Origin of the sequence: Neisseria sp. HMSC067G12 (genome assembly GCF_001812725.1) — a bacterium.
Lineage (GTDB): Bacteria > Pseudomonadota > Gammaproteobacteria > Burkholderiales > Neisseriaceae > Neisseria > Neisseria perflava.
Map to the genome: position 1 here is coordinate 50,213 of NZ_KV810215.1, position 20,563 is coordinate 70,775.

The 20,563-nt window shown below is 51.3% G+C and carries 16 protein-coding genes; 7 read left to right on the forward strand and 9 right to left on the reverse strand.

The genetic code is table 11. The annotated features are described in order from the left end of the window. The first annotated feature begins 37 nt into the window (after positions 1-37). The gene (gene argC, locus HMPREF2871_RS09545; protein WP_004518832.1) at positions 38-1,084 is read left to right on the forward strand and encodes an N-acetyl-gamma-glutamyl-phosphate reductase; all 1,047 of its coding nucleotides are present in this window, start codon (positions 38-40) and stop codon (positions 1,082-1,084) included. A gap of 76 nt (positions 1,085-1,160) precedes the next feature. Here argC and HMPREF2871_RS09550 read toward each other — a convergent pair whose 3' ends face one another. Beyond that, positions 1,161-1,436 carry a hypothetical protein gene (locus HMPREF2871_RS09550; protein WP_003680156.1) on the reverse strand — a complete coding sequence of 92 codons (276 nt, stop codon included), beginning with the start codon at positions 1,434-1,436 and terminating at the stop codon, positions 1,161-1,163. A gap of 261 nt (positions 1,437-1,697) precedes the next feature. Here HMPREF2871_RS09550 and HMPREF2871_RS09555 point away from each other — a divergent pair, with 261 nt between their 5' ends. The 3 genes from HMPREF2871_RS09555 (at position 1,698) to HMPREF2871_RS09565 (ending at position 3,865) form a co-directional block, all read left to right on the forward strand. Next, on the forward strand, positions 1,698-2,384 hold the full coding sequence (locus HMPREF2871_RS09555) for a S24 family peptidase (RefSeq protein WP_004518834.1): 687 nt from the start codon (positions 1,698-1,700) through the stop codon (positions 2,382-2,384). Positions 2,385-2,516: 132 nt separating this feature from the next. Further along, entirely contained in the window at positions 2,517-2,855 is a 339-nt protein-coding gene (gene erpA, locus HMPREF2871_RS09560; RefSeq protein WP_003680162.1) for an iron-sulfur cluster insertion protein ErpA, read from the forward strand. A 335-nt stretch (positions 2,856-3,190) separates the two neighbouring features. Beyond that, complete coding sequence (locus tag HMPREF2871_RS09565; protein WP_004518836.1) at positions 3,191-3,865, forward strand: hypothetical protein; 675 nt, start codon at positions 3,191-3,193, stop codon at positions 3,863-3,865. 80 nt (positions 3,866-3,945) lie between these two features. On the opposite strand, the gene HMPREF2871_RS09570 is transcribed toward HMPREF2871_RS09565, so the two are convergent. Then, the gene (locus HMPREF2871_RS09570) at positions 3,946-6,135 is read right to left on the reverse strand and encodes a primosomal protein N' (protein ID WP_004518837.1); all 2,190 of its coding nucleotides are present in this window, start codon (positions 6,133-6,135) and stop codon (positions 3,946-3,948) included. Positions 6,136-6,270: 135 nt separating this feature from the next. Here HMPREF2871_RS09570 and HMPREF2871_RS09575 point away from each other — a divergent pair, with 135 nt between their 5' ends. Further along, positions 6,271-7,062 carry a DsbC family protein gene (locus tag HMPREF2871_RS09575; protein WP_004518838.1) on the forward strand — a complete coding sequence of 264 codons (792 nt, stop codon included), beginning with the start codon at positions 6,271-6,273 and terminating at the stop codon, positions 7,060-7,062. 136 nt (positions 7,063-7,198) lie between these two features. On the opposite strand, the gene HMPREF2871_RS09580 is transcribed toward HMPREF2871_RS09575, so the two are convergent. The 7 genes from HMPREF2871_RS09580 to HMPREF2871_RS09610 all read right to left on the reverse strand — a co-directional run bounded on the left by HMPREF2871_RS09580 (position 7,199) and on the right by HMPREF2871_RS09610 (position 17,135). Next, entirely contained in the window at positions 7,199-7,882 is a 684-nt protein-coding gene (locus HMPREF2871_RS09580; protein ID WP_049337039.1) for a 2,3-diphosphoglycerate-dependent phosphoglycerate mutase, read from the reverse strand. Between the two features lie 102 nt (positions 7,883-7,984). Next, a complete protein-coding gene (locus HMPREF2871_RS09585; protein ID WP_004518840.1) occupies positions 7,985-8,737 on the reverse strand; it encodes a class I SAM-dependent methyltransferase in 753 nt (250 codons plus the stop codon). A 48-nt stretch (positions 8,738-8,785) separates the two neighbouring features. Next, positions 8,786-10,414, reverse strand: a complete 1,629-nt coding sequence (locus HMPREF2871_RS09590) for a sigma-54-dependent transcriptional regulator (RefSeq protein ID WP_004518841.1) — start codon at positions 10,412-10,414, stop codon at positions 8,786-8,788. After that, a complete protein-coding gene (locus tag HMPREF2871_RS09595) occupies positions 10,407-11,993 on the reverse strand; it encodes a two-component system sensor histidine kinase NtrB (protein ID WP_004518842.1) in 1,587 nt (528 codons plus the stop codon). The genes HMPREF2871_RS09590 and HMPREF2871_RS09595 overlap by 8 nt, the downstream gene beginning before the upstream one ends. Before the next feature lie 69 nt (positions 11,994-12,062). Continuing rightward, positions 12,063-14,366, reverse strand: coding sequence for a DNA topoisomerase IV subunit A (gene parC, locus HMPREF2871_RS09600; protein ID WP_004518843.1), 2,304 nt, complete (start codon positions 14,364-14,366; stop codon positions 12,063-12,065). 208 nt (positions 14,367-14,574) lie between these two features. Beyond that, positions 14,575-15,897 carry an MFS transporter gene (locus tag HMPREF2871_RS09605; RefSeq protein WP_049344509.1) on the reverse strand — a complete coding sequence of 441 codons (1,323 nt, stop codon included), beginning with the start codon at positions 15,895-15,897 and terminating at the stop codon, positions 14,575-14,577. Between the two features lie 194 nt (positions 15,898-16,091). Further along, positions 16,092-17,135: a LacI family DNA-binding transcriptional regulator gene (locus HMPREF2871_RS09610; protein ID WP_049344511.1), complete on the reverse strand. Its 1,044-nt coding sequence runs from the start codon at positions 17,133-17,135 to the stop codon at positions 16,092-16,094. A 258-nt stretch (positions 17,136-17,393) separates the two neighbouring features. Between HMPREF2871_RS09610 and pgi the strand changes: the two genes are divergently transcribed. Then, entirely contained in the window at positions 17,394-19,034 is a 1,641-nt protein-coding gene (pgi, locus tag HMPREF2871_RS09615) for a glucose-6-phosphate isomerase (RefSeq protein ID WP_049344513.1), read from the forward strand. A 206-nt stretch (positions 19,035-19,240) separates the two neighbouring features. Then, positions 19,241-20,518 (forward strand): AmpG family muropeptide MFS transporter, encoded by a 1,278-nt coding sequence (locus tag HMPREF2871_RS09625; protein ID WP_224783385.1) that lies wholly within the window; start codon positions 19,241-19,243, stop codon positions 20,516-20,518. Positions 20,519-20,563: the final 45 nt, after the last annotated feature.

Consider the following 20,563-nt stretch of genomic DNA (forward strand, 5'->3'; position numbering starts at 1 on the left):
ATCAAACGCATCATCATCCCTACAAAGGAGCCACACCATGACCACAAAAATTAAAATTGGTATCGTCGGTGCAACCGGTTACACAGGCGTTGAATTGTTACGCCTGCTCAGCAGCCACCCCAACGCAGAAGTCACTGCCGTCACCAGCCGAAGCGAAGCCGGTATTGCGGTTGCCGACTACTTTCCCAGCCTGCGCGGCATTTACGACCTTGCATTCCAAACGCCCGAAGATGCCGGGCTTGACCGTTGCGACCTCGTGTTCTTCGCCACACCCAACGGCGTGGCCATGAAAGAAGCACCGTCCCTTGTCGAAAAAGGCGTACGCGTGATTGACCTGTCTGCCGACTTCCGCATCCGCGACATCTCAACATGGGAACAATGGTACAAAATGACCCATGCCGCGCCGCAACTCGTTTCCCAAGCAGTGTACGGTTTGTGCGAACTTCACAAAGACGACATCGCCAAAGCCATGCTGGTGGCCAATCCGGGCTGCTACCCCACCTGCGTTTCCCTGCCCTTATTGCCACTGCTTCAGGCTGGCCGTCTGAAAGCCAATGCGCCGCTGATTGCCGACTGTAAATCCGGTGTTTCCGGTGCAGGCCGCAAAGCCAGCACCCACGCCCTATTGTGCGAAGCAGGCGACAACTTCAAAGCCTACGGCGTCGGCGGCCACCGCCATCTGCCTGAAATCCGACAAACCCTGTCCGGGCTGCAAGACCATGTTTCAGACGGCCTGATTTTCGTGCCACACCTTGTTCCAATGATACGCGGTATGCACGCCACCCTGTATCTGCACCTGCAAGAACATACCGATCCTGAAGCCTTACTGCGCGAATACTACCGCGACAGTCCTTTTGTCGATATCCTGCCTTCAGGTTCGACACCTGAAACCCGCAGCGTGCGCGGCGCCAACCTTTGTCGTATCAGCGTTCAAAAAGCGCCCGAACAAGACGATGTGTGGATTGTTCTTTCCGTCATCGACAACTTGGTCAAAGGCGCAGCCGGTCAAGCCGTGCAGAATATGAACATCATGTTCGGCCTACCCGAAACCACCGGCCTGACTAATGCACCATTGATGCCTTAAGCCATCATTATTAAAAACACAAGGCCGTCTGAAACTTTGATCATTCAGACGGCCTTTATCGATTCATTCACAAACATCACTCATACACTACGCCGGCAAGCATTTCTTCTTCATTCAAGTTGCCGTACTGTTGCTCCCAATCGTGGGTAGCCTCCACCATATCGCATTCTTTGGCAAAAGCCAGCAGCCTGCCGTCCATCTGATCCAGACTCAAGCTGCCCAAGCGTTCGCATTCCGAAGCCGTCAGATTACCGTCCGCCTCATGCGCCTCCGAAGATCCGAAAGGCAGAGCAAAAAAACCCAGTACCAACGCCAGCAGCACCCAAAAAGTATTTTTACGCGAACGAGTCATTTCACACCTCTCATCATAATCATATAGCAGGTTTAAATCAGAAAAACTAAACCAAATAAAATTAAACTAAGAAAAATCGAACAGAAATTTAGAAATATCGATTTATCTAAGACAAAACGAATAATACTAAGAAAAAATAGAATATGCAATACTTTTTCTTAGATGAAGTAATTTTTTTCTTACAATTTTATAAAAACTAAGGTAAAATACACTCAAATCGTCCAAACCATATAAAAAACATACCTCCACAAAGGCATAAACATGGATACCTTTAAAGACCGCCTGGCTTTCTTATGGAAAGATGAAGCCCGCCAAGCCAAAATTGCCGCCGACATCGATATGACCATCGCCGGATTCAGCCGTATCTGGAACGAAGGAGGCCTGCCGAAATCGGAAACGCTAAAAAAAATCAAACAACTTAAAGGCTGCAGCATAGACTGGCTTTTAACAGGCGAAGGTTCTCCCTTCCCTGATTCCGAAGCCCCAAAGGCCACAGCAACCGACACACTAGGCAACCCTGTCGATATAGACGAATTTGTCTTCGTACCGCGTTACGACATCCAGGCCGCGGCCGGACACGGCCAGCTCGTCGGCGATGAGCAACCCATATTCGCCATGGCGTTCCGACGCTATTGGATTGAAAATTATGTAACGCGAGACATCAAAAACCTTTCCGTTATCTCAGTCAAAGGCGACTCGATGGAAGGCGTGCTGAATGATGGCGACACCATCCTCATCAACCACGGCCAAACCACGCCGCGCGACGGCCTCTATGTTTTACGCCTCAATGAAAACCTTTTGGTCAAACGCCTGCAACTGATACCCGGTGGCATCGTCAACGTCATTTCTGCCAACGAAGCCTACCCTACTTTTGAAATCGACTTGAAAAACCCGACCGACGACGTTGCCATCATCGGCCGTGTAGAATGGTTTGGCAGAAGCATCTAAATCTGACATACTGGTGCTTGAAATTTCTGCCATGCCCTCCATGTAAGCTGGCAGACCCTGTCTGCACAAACTTGCCTTGGCTAACGGTTTGAGCGACAATAGTAAAAATATTCATATAAAAGGAATCACATCATGTCAGACGAAAGCCCTATTATCTTTACTGACAGCTGCTGCACCAAAGTTGCCGACCTGATCGCCGAAGAGAACAATCCCGATTTGAAATTGCGCGTATTCGTCAACGGCGGCGGTTGCTCCGGCTTCCAATATGGTTTTACCTTTGATGAAATCAAAAACGACGACGATTTCGAAATCCAAAAAAACGGCCTGACGTTCTTGGTCGACCCGATGAGCTACCAATATCTGGTTGGTGCAGAAATCGACTACACCGAAAGCCTGCAAGGTTCTCAATTCGTCATCCGCAATCCGAATGCCGAAACAACTTGCGGTTGCGGCTCGTCCTTCTCCGTATAAATAATCCGTTTCTTCATGAAAAACAGGCCGTCTGTATCTTCAGACGGCCTTTTGTGTGAATTTATTTTAAACAATATTGGATTTATCTTATAATAATAATATCGGGCGTGAATATTTACTCTACAATAGACATAACATTGGACATGCATATTGCCATATAAATAAAAAATCATTGTCCAGCCGATTAACGACACAAAGGCACCCCCTATCCGGTCTGCCTAAGACTGCGGCCTCTGTTTTTGCCTGCATCGCAAGCCAAAACAGCTCAAACACAATAACAAAACCTCAGACCCAACCCATTTGGTTGATGCAGTCGAAATATTCATGGGATATCAATGAGCAAACAAGAAAAATTTTTCGACGTATACGTTTCCTATCCGCCGAACACGGATAGGGAGCGCATCCATGCCTGCCTGTATGACAACCTGCCTGAAAACGAAGTCGAGAGTCTGATTCAAGCTTTGGCCGAGCGTCCGCAAGCTATTGTGGCCGAGAAATGCACCCAAGACGAGCGCGAAAATGCGCAGCATTACTTCAGCTATTTAGGTTTGGACGTAATCGTCCGTCAGGCTATGGAGTTGGAAGCGGTTGAAGAAGAACCCGTGTTGGCAGTCAACACGCCCGACCCTATCCAATGCCCAGTCTGCATGACGATTATCGACGAACTCGACGCACAGGAATGTAAAACCTGCCACTTTGATTTGACAGAAAAAAATGAGCTGGCCATCCAGCGCAAGCGCATTGAATGGCAGGAAAAAATCTCTTTCGAGCATAAAAAACAAACCGAAATTGCCCACAAGCTCAAATATGAACGCGAGCAGGAAGAGAAAAAGCTGCGCAAGAAAATCCGTGCTGAATTGGAATCCCAACTACGCGAAGAGTTAGGCCAAAATCCTGAGCTGGCCGCACTTGCAGCAAGGAAGAAAACACAGTTTCTGCTTACAATGGCTATCGTATTCGCCGTTTTGAGTCTGCTTGCACTCGGCTATATCGCTGCAAAATTCTTCTAAACTGATTCCAAAACTTAAGGCCGTCTGAAAAACAGATTTTCAGACGGCCTTTTATTTCTATATTGATTGAATCATTTCAATCAAGCCTCTTGCACATCAACGTCCACCGACCATCGGATTTTGCCGTCCCTGTTTTGCTGTAACACTTGTACCCACAAACTCACGGCGCGATGCAAATCTTGTCGAGATGTCGATTCGAGGAAAACTTGCGCACGTTCGCGTTCGGCAAGGCGCACCATCAGCATGGGGGCGGCGCCGAACTGGGAGACGCTTTCAGGCAAAAGCGGAGCAATGGTTTCTTTGGCGGCGTTGAGAAACTCCATCGCATCGGCAACGCGCGGCGCGTCGGCGCGGACGGCAGTCTGGAAACCGAAGGGCGGCATGGCGAACATTTGTCGCTCGTTCAATTCGTTTTCGGCAAACACGGCGTAGTCCTGCGCTTTGACGGCGGCGAAGACGGGATGTTCGGGCAGTTGGGTCTGTATCAACACCTTGCCGGGTTTGTCGGCGCGCCCCGCCCTGCCGGACACCTGCATCAGCTCGGCGAACAGCCTTTCCGGCGCGCGGAAATCCGCGCTGTATAGACTGCCGTCGGCGTTTAACACGATAACAAGGTTGAGTCGCGCGAAATCATGACCTTTGGCGAGCATCTGCGTGCCGACCAGAATATCGATTTCGTTGTCGGCGATGCGGCGGTACAAATCCGCCCAGTCATTTTTGTGCGCGGTGCTGTCCCTGTCGACGCGGACGACGGCGGCCTTGGGCAGGAAGGCGCGCAGGGTTTCTTCGACGCGCTGCGTGCCGTGGCCGACGGCGGTCAGGTCTTGGTTGCCGCAGTCGGGGCATTTGAATGGGATGGGTTCGCGGTGGTCGCAGTGGTGGCAGCGCAGTTGGCGGGCGCGTTGGTGCAGCACCATCTTGGCGGAGCAGTTCGGGCAGCCGAAGGTATGGCCGCAGTCGCCGCAAAACAGCGCGGGCGCGAAGCCGCGCCGGTTGAGGTACACCAGCGACATGCCGCCTGCTTCAAAGTTCTGTTTCAAAAGCTGCAAGGCTTGCGGCGAGAAGCCGTTGTCGAGTTTCAGACGACCTACGTTGAGGATGTCTACTTGCGGCAGTTGCGCAGTGGTATGGGCGCGTTCGGTCAGTTGCAGCAGGCGGTACGCGCCGCTTTGCGCCTTGTGCCAGCTCTCCAAGCTGGGCGTGGCGCTGCCCAAGACGACGGGACAGCCGCTCTGCTTCGCCCGCCACACCGCCAAATCGCGGGCGTGGTAGCGTAATTCGTTGTCCTGTTTGAACGAGCCGTCGTGTTCCTCATCGACCACAATCAGCCCGACATCATCCATCGGTGTGAACACCGCCAGCCGCGTGCCGATGACCAATTTCGCCTGTCCCAACATCGCGCGCAGATAATCCTGCGTGCGTTTGCCTGCCGCCATTTGGCTGTGCAACACAGCGGTCGGCACATCGGCAAAACGGTCTTCCACCCGCTTCAAAAGCTGCGGCGTGAGGTTGATTTCGGGCAACAGAAACAACACCTGCCGCCCCTGCGCCAACACTTTCGCCATCGCATCGAAATATACCTCGGTCTTGCCGCTGCCGGTGATGCCGTACAGCAAAAACGGCTGAAATTTACCGAAGGCCGTCTGAATTTCATCGGAAGCCTTCTGCTGGTCAGCATTTAATACAAATTCAGAGTGCGAAGCCTGCCCATTGCACGACCTTAAAACGGGTTTCGCCGCTTCCATAGTTTCAATCCAACCCTGTTCCGCCCAATCTTCAATTAATTTCGCCGCCTGCGCGTTCACCTGCTTCAACGCCGCCATCGTCATCCCGCCCGACAGCAGCGCGTCCCACAAAGCCGCTTTTTTGTTGAACCGAGACGGCGGCGGCGTTTGCGCCCTACCCGCTTCGTTCAAAGCGTAAAACAACGGCGGCTGCGGCATTTCCACCACGCGCGTTTCCTTCAAACCTTGCGGCAATGCGGCAAACACCGCCTGCCCGGTCGGATAGTGGTAATAACGCGACGTAAATGCCAACAAATCACGCCAGCTTTGAGGCAACGGCTTTTCTTCCATAAAGGCCGTCTGAACACTCAAAATCCGCGCCGTATCCATATCCGGCGCAATATCCGTTTCCCACACAACCCCAACAACGGTTTTATTGCGGAAAGGCACAAGCACCCGCGTTCCCGGAGGAAGCGGCTCGGAATAGGAATACGTCAAAAGGCCGTCTGAAAGCGGCACGTTTACGGCAATACGGTGGTAGATCATACAAACAATCAAATCATTTTTTCGTATTTTAACAGCCGAAAGCTATTTTCAGACGATAATTTGAGCCTTAGTACAATGCAGACATGACAGAGGTTTGATACAATGCCTTACTTTCAACACACGCAAGTCTCTCGCATGAAAACCAAGTTAATCAAAATCTTAACGCCGTTTGCCGTCCTTCCTTTGTTGGCATGCGGTCAACCTGCCGTATCCAACGCCAATGCGGCGCCTGCTCCGGCCGCCAAAGCGGAAGCGCCTGCCGACAAATCCGTTGCCGCTTCTTTGAAAGCGCGTCTGGAAAAAGTCTATGCCGCCCAAGATTTGAAAGTTTTGAGCGTCAGTGAAACACCGATTAAAGGCATTTATGAAGTTGTCGTCAGCGGCAAACAAATCATCTATACCGATGCTAAAGGCGACTATATGCTCGTTGGCGACCTCATCAACGTCAATACGCGCCAAAGCATGACTGAAGAACGCGCCGCCGATTTGAACAAAATCGACTTCGCTTCCCTGCCTTTGGATAAAGCCATCAAAGAAGTACGCGGCAACGGCAAACTGAAAGTCGCTGTTTTCTCCGATCCGGACTGCCCGTACTGCAAACGCTTGGAGCATGAGTTTGAAAAAATGACCGACATCACGATTTATACATTCATGATGCCGATTCCGAGCCTGCACCCTGATGCCGCGCGCAAAGCCGAGCTGTTGTGGTGTCAACCTAATCCGACCCAGGCATGGATCGACTGGATGCGCAAAGGCAAACTCCCAAGCGGCAAAGCAAACTGCGAAAACCCTGTTGCAGAAACCACTTCATTGGGCGAACAATTCGGCTTCAACGGCACACCGACCGTGGTCTTCCCTAACGGCCGCAGCCAAAGCGGTTACAGCCCTATGCCTCACCTCAAAGAAATTATCGAGAAAAACCAGTAATACAGGGTTTAATCTCCATAAAGGACGCTTTACGCGTCCTTTTTTCATGTCACCCGCCATCAACTGCCTTCAGACGGCCTCGATACTGACAAGTACAAAAAAGGACGTGTCCAACACGTCCTTTTTTCTCTTTACCTTACAGGTAGAATTTTTCAATCACTTTCAGGTTTTCATCCAATTTGTACACCAGCGGCTGACCGGTTGGGATTTCCAAGCCCATGATGTCTTCGTCGGAAATGCCTTCGATGTGTTTTGCCAACGCACGCAGGGAGTTGCCGTGTGCCGCAACCAATACACGTTTGCCGCTCAAGATGGCCGGAGCGATTTGGTCTTCCCAGAAAGGCAGGACGCGCTCGAGGGTAACTTTGAGGTTTTCGCCATCAGGTACGACATCGCTAGGCAGGTTGGCATAGCGGCGGTCGTTGTGGGCGGAGTTAGGATCTTTAGGATCGAGCAGCGGAGGCAGGGTGTCGTAGCTGCGGCGCCAAATGTGGACTTGCTCGTCGCCGTATTTTTCTGCGGTTTGTTTTTTATCCATACCTTGCAGCTGACCGTAGTGGCGTTCGTTCAAACGCCATGATTTGATTTGTGGAACAAACAGTTGGTCGGATTCTTCCAAAACGATGTTACAGGTTTTGATGGCACGGGTCAGAACGGAGGTAAAGGCGATGTCAAACTCGTAGCCTTTCTCTTTCAGCTTTTTACCTGCTGCTGCGGCTTCTGCCAAACCTTGCTCGCTCAGCTTGACGTCGCGCCAGCCGGTGAAAAGGTTTTTCGCGTTCCATTCGCTTTGTCCGTGACGGATGAATACTAATTCCATGATAGTTTGCTCCAATGAAGTTTGGGAAAGGGTATTTATATCACACTTTGCCGCCGCGCTGATAACGCCGGCGGTTTCTTTTGATATGTTGCAAGTTTGCTTTTAGTCTTCAGACGGCCTTGTCGGAAGGTAAACGTCAAAACGCGTGCTTTTGCCTGTATATTGATAAGCAGGTTTGCGCCTATCGAGAAATTCACCCAAGCGCGGGCGTTTGACGACAATGCGCTTTTTGGCGGTATTCAATGCAACGTTCAGAAGCTCGGCTTCGTCTTGTGCCGCACCGACCAAATCGTGAAAGTAAGCCATTTCTTTTTTCACAGCGGCGGTTTTGCGACGCTCCGGATACATCGGGTCGAGGTACACCACATCGGGGCTGCCGTTTTGCGTGGACAATTCCTGCATTAAATCAACGGCATTGCCGAAGTGCAAAATAATTCGCTGGGCAATCTCCCGTGTCTCTTCACTTTGCCCTGCCCTGTTGAGGCCGTCTGAAAGTAGACAGGCAACAGCAGGATTTTGTTCAAAAGTTTGTACATTCAAGCCCAACGAGGCAAGCACAAAACTGTCGCGCCCCAGTCCGCCGGTAGCGTCCCAGACAGTCGGTTGCGCAGTATGGTTGACGGCTTTGGCAATCAACTCGCCTCCACCTTTAGTGCGCCGATAATGGGCGGCACCGCCATCAAAATCAACGCGAACACGGCCTTTTTCACCGGCGCGGCACAAACTGATGCCGCTTTCGTCAGCGATAAGGAAACTGCCTTCTTCAGGCTGCCGATCAATAACGGTCAGCCCGAAAGGTGCAGCAAGGCTGCGAAGTTCGGTAGATGCGGTTTCGTCAAAATAAATCTTGTACATAAGGCTTATGTTTCAGACGGCCTTGAAAACTCAGGCCGTCTGAACGTTTTAATTGATGTCCAAGCGTTCCATACGGTAGCGCATAGAGCGGAAGCTGATGCCCAAAAGCTTGGCGGCTTGGGTACGGTTGTAACGGGTTTGCTGCAAAGCCTGCTCGATGATGCTGCGTTCCACTTGGTCGAGGTAATCCTGTATCTGCATGGTGCGTGGATCAAACGGTGGAATGGGACTGTGATTGAGCGTAGTTTCACGCGCGTCGGGTTCGGCAATATCGTCAAAAGAGAAGCCGCTGCGTTCTGCCTTAACCTGCGGAGCATTTTGAATCTGCAAGTCGTCCACTTGTATCACTTGGCCTACCGTTAGCGCAACGGCGCGTTCGAGGATGTTTTCCAACTCACGGAAGTTGCCGGGATAGCTGTAATGCAACAGGGCTTCTTGGGCTTTCGGGCTGAGTTTGTAGGTTTGATTGCCGTGACGGTGTTTATACAGCAGATACAGAATCAGCGCGCCCAAGTCTTCGCGCATTTCGCGTAAAGGCGGCATATGCAGAGAGACTACGTTGAGGCGGTAATACAAGTCCTGACGGAATGCGCCGCTTTCAACCAAAGCTTCGAGGTTTTTATGGGTCGCACAAATAATGCGCACATCCACAAAGGTTTCCCGCGCATCGCCGATACGACGCACGGCTTTTTCTTGAATGGCGCGCAGGAGTTTGACCTGCATGGCAAGTGGCAAATCGGCAACTTCATCAAGGAACAAAGTGCCGCCGTCAGCGTGTTGGAAAAAACCTAAACGGTCTTGATCCGCACCGGTAAAGCTGCCTTTTTTGTAGCCGAAAAATTCGCTTTCCATCAGGTTTTCAGGAATGGCACCGCAGTTGACGGCAATAAATGGTTTGTCGGCGCGGTCGGACAGCTCGTGAATCGTGCGCGCCGCCTGCTCTTTACCCGTACCGGATTCACCGGAGATATAAACAGGAACAAGGCTGCGGGCCAATCTGCGAATCAGGTGGCGTACTTCGACCATTTGCGGCGAAGTACCCAACAGGCGCGGCATATCGTCCTCGCCTTCCAATACAGGTGCGTCTTGTTGCAAAGCAGGATTGATGCTGCCGGCCGAAAAACGCTCTTTTAAGGAATTGAGCCCTTCCGGAACAGTCAAAGGCCGGTTAAATTCACTCTGTACGCTCTTAGGAGGCGTAACGACAGGCTTAGCCGGCTGAGGTTCGGGTTTATACAGGGCGGCAGAAACAGGCGCAGGCTGCGATTTGACTTTTTCAGACGGCGTGGGTTCGGCAGTATTGTCTGAAACCGACACTGCCGATTTAACCAATGAACGCAACTGCGACAGCGTAATCGGTTTTTGCAGATAATCAAACGCCCCTGCTTTCAAGGCTTCAACAGCTTGGTCGGCATTGCCGAAAGCCGTAATCACGGCGACGGGCGTATCGAGCATCAGTTCATCGATGTATTGGACAACCTCGAGGCCGGAGCCGTCAGGCATACGCATATCGGTCAACACCAGCGAATAATCGTTGTTGTCCAGCTTGTCTTTAGCCTCTTCAACACCAGCCGCAGTATCGACGTGCAGACCCATTTTCATCAGGGTCATTTCCATCAGGTCGCGGATGTCTGCCTCGTCATCGACAACCAAAACCGGCTCTTGCAATTTATTCATCCTGCGCTTGCTCCTTCGGTAAAATCAATTCAAACCCGTTCATTTCAGGGTGATAATGCAGCTGCCCCATATTGGCGTGTGCCAACTCGCGTGCGACGTAAAGCCCCAAGCCGGTGCCTTGTTTTTCGGTGGTGTAAAACGGCTCGAACAAATGATTTCGTACATCGGGCGGCACGCCTTTGCCGTTGTCCGCCACGACGATGGAAATATGCATCCTGCCGCTTGAACGGATAAGGACGGTAATGGCGTTTTCGTCCTGACGGCTGTGTCTCCAAGCGTTGTTGCACAAGTTCCACATCACTTGCTGCAAATGCATGGGGTCAACCAATACGGTCAGATTGTTGCCGTCCATATTCATACGCAGACAACCGATGGCATCGGGATTATTCAAGGTAAATTCCTGCTTGAACTCTAACCAGAATTTCATCAGATTAATCGGCTGGCGGCTGATGTTGTCTCGTTTGTTAAGCAGGGATACGTCTTCCAACATCTTGTCGATACGTTGGATATTGCTGTCGATGATGTTGTAGAGCTTGGCCTTGAGCGGATCTGCCTCATCGCCTTCCTGCAACAAATCGCTGGCATGACGGATGGCGGACATCGGGTTGCGGATTTCGTGGGCGAGGTTGGCAGTCAACTGTCCGAGCGAAGTCAGCTTGGTGGACATGGCCTCCGCAGCCACTTCACGCAATGAGCGGACGTACAACATCAGCAGCTCGGTTTGCTCCTGAATCAGCGGAACGGCTCGGACGTGCATGGCGTGTTGGAAAATATGGATATCGGTTTCAAAAGGTTTGTCGGGTTGACGCTGCCAGCGAGCCACCAGTTCGCCGAACACGATTTCCTGCTGATCGATAATCAGGCTGGGGAAATAGATTTTTGCCTGTTTGTTAAACAGCCACACGCGTTGGGTCGCATCAATCACCACAACCGCTTCCTGTACGCGGTTCAAAACCAAATGGTTCAAGCCGCTGATACGGCGGTAGGCCAGTTGATGGCGGCTGGCGGACTCTGTGGCCTGCTCCAGATAACGGGCGGCAAACGAGGTCAGCATCGCCACCAGATAGCTGGCGCCGATCAGCATCAAAGAATTCGCCACTGATTTTGCATCCCAATTAAATGAATCGAAACGCATACTGCCGTCTAAAAACAGGTTCAAAATAAACAACATTGCCGTATAGCCTGCATACAGCATAGGATAGTGGCCATAACTGAGCAGACACGACGTGGCGACAAACGGCAAAACCAAAATTCCGAAACCAGAAGCCGTACCGCCGGAGATATACACCAAAACCATCATCATGGTGATGTCGACCACGGCACTGGCATTGGGCAAATCCAAAGACTGCCACTGCCAGCCCGGGCGGAGCACGGAGAGCATAATCAGGAAGAAATACAGCGTTACCCAGATATAAAACTCAACGGCCGGCAACGAAACGCCAATCAGGTTGCCACCCGTGTAGCTGCCGAACGCGTGCAAAACCAAAAGCGGCAAGACGATGGCTATTCGGGCAATGTTGATTACACCGGGAATCCGCTCCCTCAGATTACCCAGTTCTTGAAGATTGGCTCTGTTCATAAGTGAACCTTTTTTATTATCATGCAATGTCGTATAAATTTAATTTATTTAGATATATTTGTTCTTGTTTCAGGACAAACTTTTCAGACGGCCTGATATTTCCAATACCTTGCCTTTTTTACCGCGTTTGCCGTCAATATCGGCAATACGCAGTTTTTCCTGATGTTCTGCGCCGCGTCGGCCGACCGATACAACGGTAAACTCAGGAGAGGTCGTCACCATAATGTGTTCCAAAGATGCACCCTCAGCCAACGACATCAGCTGCAAACCGCGGCCTTTAGGCATGACTTTGAGTTCGCCGATGGAAAACGCCAAGAGACGGTGGTCGCTGCTGGCCAGTACGACTTTGCAGTCGGGATTGATCAGCGAAGAAGCATAGACGGCAACCGGCGGCAGGACGGTTTCGCCGCTGTCCACGGTCATGATCACTTTACCCGCTTTCACGCGTCCGATCATATCGGCCAACTTGGTGATAAAGCCGTAGCCGCCGCTGCCTGAAAGCAAGTAATGCTGTTCGGGCTGACCAGTGAGCATGGCGACGGGTTTCGCGCCGTTTTGCAGCTCGATTAAGGATGAAACCGGCACGCCGTCGCCGCGTCCGCCGGGGATTTCGGCGGCATCAAGCGTATAGGTTCTGCCCAATGAATCCAGGATGACGACGGGTAAAACCGTGCGGCCTTCGATGGTTTGCTTGAGGCGGTCGCCTTCTTTGAACGCGGTTTGGCTCAAATCAAGGTTGTGTCCGGCACGGCTGCGTATCCAGCCTTTTTCCGACAGAATCAGCGTGATGGGTTCGTCGGCGGTGGTTTGTGTCAGCACGGCGCGTCCGGCCTCTTCCACCAGCGTGCGGCGCGCGTCACCAAACTGCTTCATGTCCGCCTGCATCTCTTTGATAATTAGCTTACGTTTTTCGTTTTCGTCGCCCAAAAGAATATTCAGACGACCTTGTTCTTCGCGCAACTCGTTCAATTCTTTTTCGAGTTTGAAACCTTCCAAACGCGCCAACTGACGCAGGCGGATTTCCAAAATGTCTTCGGCTTGGATTTCGGTCAGCCCGAACGCCGCCATTAAATCGGCTTTCGGATCATCTGATTCACGAATGACTTTAATCACTTCGTCAATGTGCAGAAAGACTTTCAGACGGCCTTCGAGGATGTGCAACCGTTTTTCCACTTGACTCAAACGGAATTTCAGACGGCGTGTTACGGTAACGACGCGGAAATCCAACCATTCCTGCAAAATCGTTTTCAGGTTTTTCTGCGCAGGGCGGTTGTCCAAACCCATCATTACCAAGTTCATGGACACATTGCCTTCCAGAGAAGTCTGCGCCATCAGCGTGTTGATGAAAGTATCCGTATCGATGCGGCTGGATTTTGGTTCAAATACAAGACGCACAGGATGTTCGCCGTCTGACTCGTCGCGCACGCGGTCGATTAAATCCAGCATCAGCTTTTTGGTGTTGAGCTGGTCTTGGTTGAGCTGCTTTTTTCCCGCTTTCGGTTTCGGGTTGGTTTGTTCTTCGATTTCGGCAAGGATTTTGGCGGAATTGGCGTTCGGCGGCAGCTCGGTCACAATCACGCGCCATTGTCCGCGCGCCAGCTTCTCGATTTCATAACGCGCACGCACGCGCACGCTGCCTTTGCCGGTTTCGTAAATCCGACGCAATTCGTCTGCCGGCGTGATGATTTGACCGCCGCCGGCAAAATCGGGCGCAGGGATATACTGCATCAGGTCGGCGGTTTCCAGCGTCGGTTTCTTCAACAACGCAATCGCCGCCTGTGTGACTTCGTTTAAATTGTGCGATGGGATTTCGGTCGCCATACCCACCGCAATGCCCGACGCACCGTTGAGCAACACCATAGGCAGACGGGCGGGCAGGTGTACAGGTTCGTCAAACGCGCCGTCGTAGTTCGGCACAAAATCCACCGTCCCCTGATTGATTTCGGACAACAGCAATTCCGCAATCGGCGTCAGCCGCGCTTCGGTGTAACGCATCGCCGCCGCCCCGTCGCCGTCGCGCGAACCAAAGTTGCCGATGCCGTCGATTAAGGGATAGCGCAAGGTAAAATCCTGCGCCATGCGAACCATCGCTTCATAGGCAGAACTGTCGCCGTGCGGATGGTATTTACCCAAAATCTCGCCGACCACGCGTGCCGATTTCACCGGCTTCGCCCCCGCCGTCAAACCCATATCGCGCATGGCAAACAAAATACGCCGTTGTACAGGCTTTTGGCCGTCTGAAACTTCAGGCAGCGCGCGGCCTTTGACCACGCTCATGGCGTATTCGAGATAGGCGCGTTCGGCGTATTGACCTAACAGCAGGTAGTCTTCACCGACAGGAGATGGACTTGGAGCGGAAATGTGTTCTGTCATCAGGATGGTAAAACGAAATAAATTAAAGAAGGATATTGTAAAGCAAAATCGGTAGTCATAGCCAATTTGAGTGATGAACGGTAGCGCAGCGACAATAAGGCTTTCCGAATCAGGTCAGCAAATGGAATCCGTTTCGACAAAAAAGGCCGTCTGAAACCCTTTCATGTTTCAGACGGCCTTTTCATTTTGGTTTTAAATCAAAACTTCGTTATTCTGCAGTAGCCGGTTTGGCCGCAGTTTTAATGGTTAAGGTCACCGCTGCGGCAATGGCCAGGGAAACACCGGCAAAAGTCATCGCGTTGGCAGGGTTTGAACCCAAGAAAGTTCTGTACACCCAGCCGAAAGATACGGTTTCAATCAGCATTGGAATCACAATCATCATGTTCACAATACCCATGTACACGCCGTAACGTTCTTTCGGAATAGAACCGACCACAATCATAAACGGCACGCCCATCATACTTGCCCAACCGACACCGAAACCAATCATCGGCGCAAACATCAGGTATTTGTTGCCGATGTGCGGAATGGTGAGCAAGGCTAGTGCGGCAAGGGTTACGGCAAAGGCGTGAACATATTTGGCGGCGTATTTGCGCGCCATCCACATCAGGCCAAAGGCGGAGATAAAGGTTATCACGTTGTAAAAACCGTTTACCAGGCCGGTCCATGCAACCGCTTGGCTATACGCTTCGGTATTTTCAACGGTCGAATCCCAGACGGATTGGACGATACTGTGGGAAATATATTGCCAGTAGATGAAGAGCGCGTACCATTGGAAGAGATACACCAAGGCCAGTTGCCACAGGGCAGTCGGCATTTCGCGCACGGCAACGACAATATCTTTAACAGCATGGGCCGGACCGCTCGGCTGGGCTTTAATGGCCGCCATTTCTTCAGGGCTGGGCTCGCGTTCGGCCGTTGATAAAACGGTAATCAAAACCGAACCGATGGAGCAGACCGCACCAATATAAAACGAACCGAATACCCAATACGGAATGCCTGCTTCGGAAGTTTGTTGCAACCAGCCGATTTGTTGGAAGATATAGAGGGAAACGTTGGCCAGGGTAATGCCCAAGCCGGTAAACACAGACTGCATCAAGAAACCGGTGGATTGCTGGTGTTCAGGAACGGTATCGGCAATGAAGGCACGGAAAGGTTCCATTGCAGTATTATTACTGATGTCCAAGAGCCACAGCAGCAATACGGCCACCCACAAGGCGGTAACGTGCGGATAGATAAAGAGACAGAGACTGCAACCAATGGCGCCAATCAAGAAATACGGACGGCGGCGGCCCAATCCGGGCACCCAAGTGCGGTCACTCATCGCACCAATCATCGGCTGCACCAGCAAACCGGTAATCGGGCCTGCCATATTCAAAATCGGCAATTGGCTCGGATCGGCATGAAGAAAGCTGAAAATCGGGTTAATCGCAGTTTGCTGCAACCCGAAGCTATATTGAATACCGAAGAAACCGAAGTTCATCAGCATAATCTGGCGAAGTGTCATCGCCACTTGTGGGGAGATTTTCATAGTAAGGCTACTCCTGGATAATAAACTATGGAAACAACAAACTCCAATTTCAGCGGTATGACGCTTTTATTGTATTGGGCCGCCTTTTTAATGAGGCAATCCTGTTTTCAGACGGCCTTTATTTTGACCGTTTACATAATCTTATTTTGATGTGTGTTTGCGTTGTTTAAAGCTTATTTTCAGGCCGTCTGAAACTATTTATTAATCACAGACTGACGCCAGATGGTTTCCCCAACGACCTTGACTGACTGAACCGAGCCGGTCGGGTGTTCAATGTATTGAAACAGCAAATCCGCCGCCATCGCGCCCATGCGCAGATAAGGCAGCTCGGTACTGGTCAACGGCGGAAACAGCGTCTCCGCAATCGCGCTGTGGTTATCATAGCCGGCAACCGAAACTTGCTCGGGAACCCGCACGCCGCGCGTCCTCAAAATCCCGTACACGCGTACTGCCATTTCATCGTTACCGCAGCAAATGACCGTCGGCGGAAGCGTCAAAGACAACAGTTTCAAAATAGCCGAAATCAAAGATCCGCTGTCATTGCTGAAGTCAGGATAACCAGTTTGCACCAAATCAGGATCGAAGACAATATCCGCATCCGCCAAAGCCCGGCGGTATCCGGCCAATCTCAATCTCGTTGCTTCTACGCCCGGCTGCAAAGTCACATAAGCAATCCGTTTGTGTCCGCTTTGGATAATCCGGCGCACCAAGCCATACTGCCCTGCTTCATCGTCCGGCAAAACCGACGGCGTACCTGCCAAATCGAAACAGTTGACCAACACCATCGGGCAACGGTTGGGCACTTCCGGCAGCAATACTTCCTGATGGAAACCGGCCACATATAAAATCCCCTCGGCACGATGCTCCATAAAGGTACGGATCAGCGGCTCCATCTGACCGGGCTGCCCTGGCTTGTTGTCGATGTCGGCAATCATCAAAATCTTGCCTTGTGCACGAATCTGCTGCTGAATGCCCTTAATCAAGAACATATCCGGTATGCCGTGTCCGCCCGTATTCTCGCCTGTCCGCGAAATGGCGCCGGTAATCAGACCGACCAAGCCGGAACGGTGTGACCGCATAATCCGCGCCGCAGAAGACGGGATATAGCCCAAAGCAGCAATCGCTGTTTCTACTTTAGAACGGGTTTTATCACTGACCGGCGCATCGCCGTTAATCACCCGGCTGACCGTCTTGGGAGATACCCCGGCATAAGCAGCGACATCATAAATTGTAGCCATCTTACGGACCCGTCCCGACAAGATTTCAATAATGTTACATAGGATAACACAGCAGACATCGGTGTCATACCCCTTTTTTTTACAGAAACTTGATGATAATCAATCATTTCTTTTTCATTTTGCATACATTTCTTAAACAAAAACACCCCCGCCCCCCCCCAAAACCTGTTCAAATTTGTTAAACTACAAGCCACTACAAAAAAGCAGGAAATACCTATCTATCCTGCTTATTTTACCGTTACATACTAAGGAAACGAGATGACCGCATACTCAGACGCATGGCAGGCCTTGGAAGCCCATCATGCCGATACGCAACACGTTACCCTGCGCGAACGTTTCGCTGCAGATGCCGAACGTTTCAACAATATGCACGAAATTCTGCACGGTTTGTTATTTGATTACAGCAAAAACCGTCTGGATGAAAATACCCTTGATTTATTGTGCCAACTGGCCGAAGCAGCCGATTTGCCACAATATATGCAGGCCATGAGCAGCGGTGAAAAAATCAACACCAGCGAACACCGCGCCGTTCTCCACACTGCTCTGCGCCTGCCTGCCAATGCCAAACCTGTTTACGTTGACGGCGAAAACATCGTGCCCAATGTTCATCACGAACTCAACCGCGCACTCGAGTTCGCACGCCAACTTTTAGACGGCACCCACGCAGGCATTACCGGCAAACCGATTACCGACCTGGTTCACATCGGCATCGGCGGCTCCGATTTAGGCCCGCGCATGGCCACACAGGCGCTGCAACCCTATTGGCAGAACATCCGCGTCCACTTTGTCAGCAACTCCGATGATGCCGACCTGACCCAAACCCTTCTCGGTCTCAACCCCGAAACCACCGTATTCAGCATTGCCAGTAAATCATTCCGCACACCAGAAACCCTGCTCAATGCCTATGCGGCGCGTACTTGGTACCGTGATGCAGGTTTGCCTGATTCCGGCATCTACCGCCACTTCTGCGCCATTTCCGCCGATGTGGCCGTAGCCCAAAATTTCGGTATCTCCCCCGACAAAGTCTTTGCTATGTCCGACTGGGTCGGCGGCCGCTATTCCGTCTGGTCGCCTATCGGCCTGCCGCTGATGGTTGCAGTCGGCGAAAAAGCATTCCGCAAAATGCTGGCCGGTGCACACGCGATGGACACCCATTTCTTCGAGGCCCCATTCCGCCGCAACATTCCCGTCCTGATGGCACTCATCAATGTTTGGTACAACAACTTCCAACATTCAGACGGCCAAACCGTTGTCCCATACAGCCACAATATGCGCCTCTTTACCCCATGGCTCAACCAGCTCGATATGGAAAGCCTCGGCAAACAGCGTACTTCAGACGGCCAACCCGTTTCCTGCACCACCGGCGGCATTGTCTTCGGCGATGAAGGCGTCAACTGCCAACATGCCTACTTCCAGCTTCTGCACCAAGGTACGCGTCTGATTCCCGTTGATTTCATCGTCCCCATGACCACAATCTACGGCAACCACCGCCAACACCGCTTTACTGTTGCCAATGCCTTCGCCCAAGCCGAAGCGCTGATGAAAGGCAAGACCTTAGACGAAGTACAAGTCGAATTGGCCGCACTGCCCCAAGACGAACGCGACCGTCTTGCGCCGCAAAAAGAATTCCCCGGCAACCGTCCGAGTAACAGCTTGCTCATCGACAGCCTGACACCTTTCAACCTCGGCATGCTGATGGCAGCCTACGAACACCGCACCTTCGTTCAGGGCGTAATTTGGCGTATCAACCCCTTCGACCAATGGGGCGTGGAATACGGTAAAGAGCTGGCCAAAACCATCGAACCCGAACTCGAACGCGGCACCCCGGCACACGACAGCTCCACCAACGGTCTGATTGCCTTCTACCGCAACTGCAACGCAGCATCGAAGGCCGTCTGAAAATAAAATATCCGTAAAACAAACATATCTGCCTGTCTTACGGACATTTCAAAAACCTATCGGCTTGTTCCAACAAAAGGCCGTCTGAAACTTAATTTGTCAAAGTTTCAGACGGCCTTTTATTATTCAATAAAGATAGCAGAAGTTCATTCGCCATATCCCCCATCTTTGCTACAATATCCCTTTTCTTTTTTATTGATTCCACTATGACCAACGCACCCCAAACCAGCACTATGCAGCGAATTTTCTCGCGCAAAATGCTGATCTGCATTTTCACAGGCTTCACTTCGGGGTTGCCGCTTTATTTTCTGATCAACCTGATTCCGGCATGGTTGCGCAGCGAACATGTCGATTTGAAAACCATCGGCCTGATGGCACTTATCGGGCTGCCTTTCACTTGGAAATTTATCTGGTCTCCCGTCATTGATTTGGTCAGATTACCTTTTTTAGGACGGCGACGCGGTTGGATGCTGGTTACGCAAATTGGTTTGCTGCTGACCTTGCTCATTTATGCCTTCCTAAATCCTGCTCAGCATTTATATGTAATTATGGGCTTATCGTTGGTGGTCGCTTTTTTCTCTGCCAGCCAAGATATTGTATTGGATGCATTTCGCCGCGAAATTTTGTCAGATGAAGAATTAGGCTTAGGCAACTCTATCCACGTCAACGCCTACCGTATCGCCGCTTTGGTACCCGGATCGCTCAGCTTGATTTTGGCCGACTTGATGCCTTGGCACAACGTATTCATCATTACTGCACTATTTATGCTGCCCGGTCTGCTGATGACCTTGTTTTTAGCTAAAGAGCCTGACATTCCACCATCTGTGTCGCGTACATTTGCCCAAACAGTCTCTGACCCTTTCAGTGAGTTCTTCTCCCGCAAAGGAATCAAACAGGCCATATTGGTATTGCTGTTTATCTTTCTCTACAAACTGGGCGACAGCATGGCCACTTCTTTGGCTACACCTTTTTATCTGGACATAGGCTTCAGCAAAACCGACATCGGCCTCATCGCCAAAAATGCCGGTTTATGGCCTGCTGTCATTGCCGGTATTGTAGGCGGTATTTGGATGATAAAGCTCGGTATCAATAGAGCTTTGTGGATTTTCGGCGTGGCGCAATGGGTTACTATTCTAGGCTTTGCTTGGTTGGCAAATTTTGGCAAGTTTGAAACCATCACACTGACAGAGCAAATGATGCTTGCGGCCGTGATTGGGGCAGAAGCAGCGGGCGTAGGTCTGGGTACAGCGGCGTTTGTTGCCTACATGGCTCGTGAAACCAATCCTGCATTTACGGCCACACAATTAGCCCTCTTTACCAGCCTGTCAGCCGTTCCACGTACATTTATCAATGCTTCGGCAGGCTATCTGATTGAAGCGATGGGCTACTTCAATTTCTACTGGCTGTGTTTCGCTTTGGGCATACCGGGCATGTTGCTGCTGTTTAAAGTGGCACCGTGGAATGGTGAAAAAGTGAGTAACTAGATTGCCAGTCTAAAACATCTAGCAAAACAAAAGGCCGTCTGAATA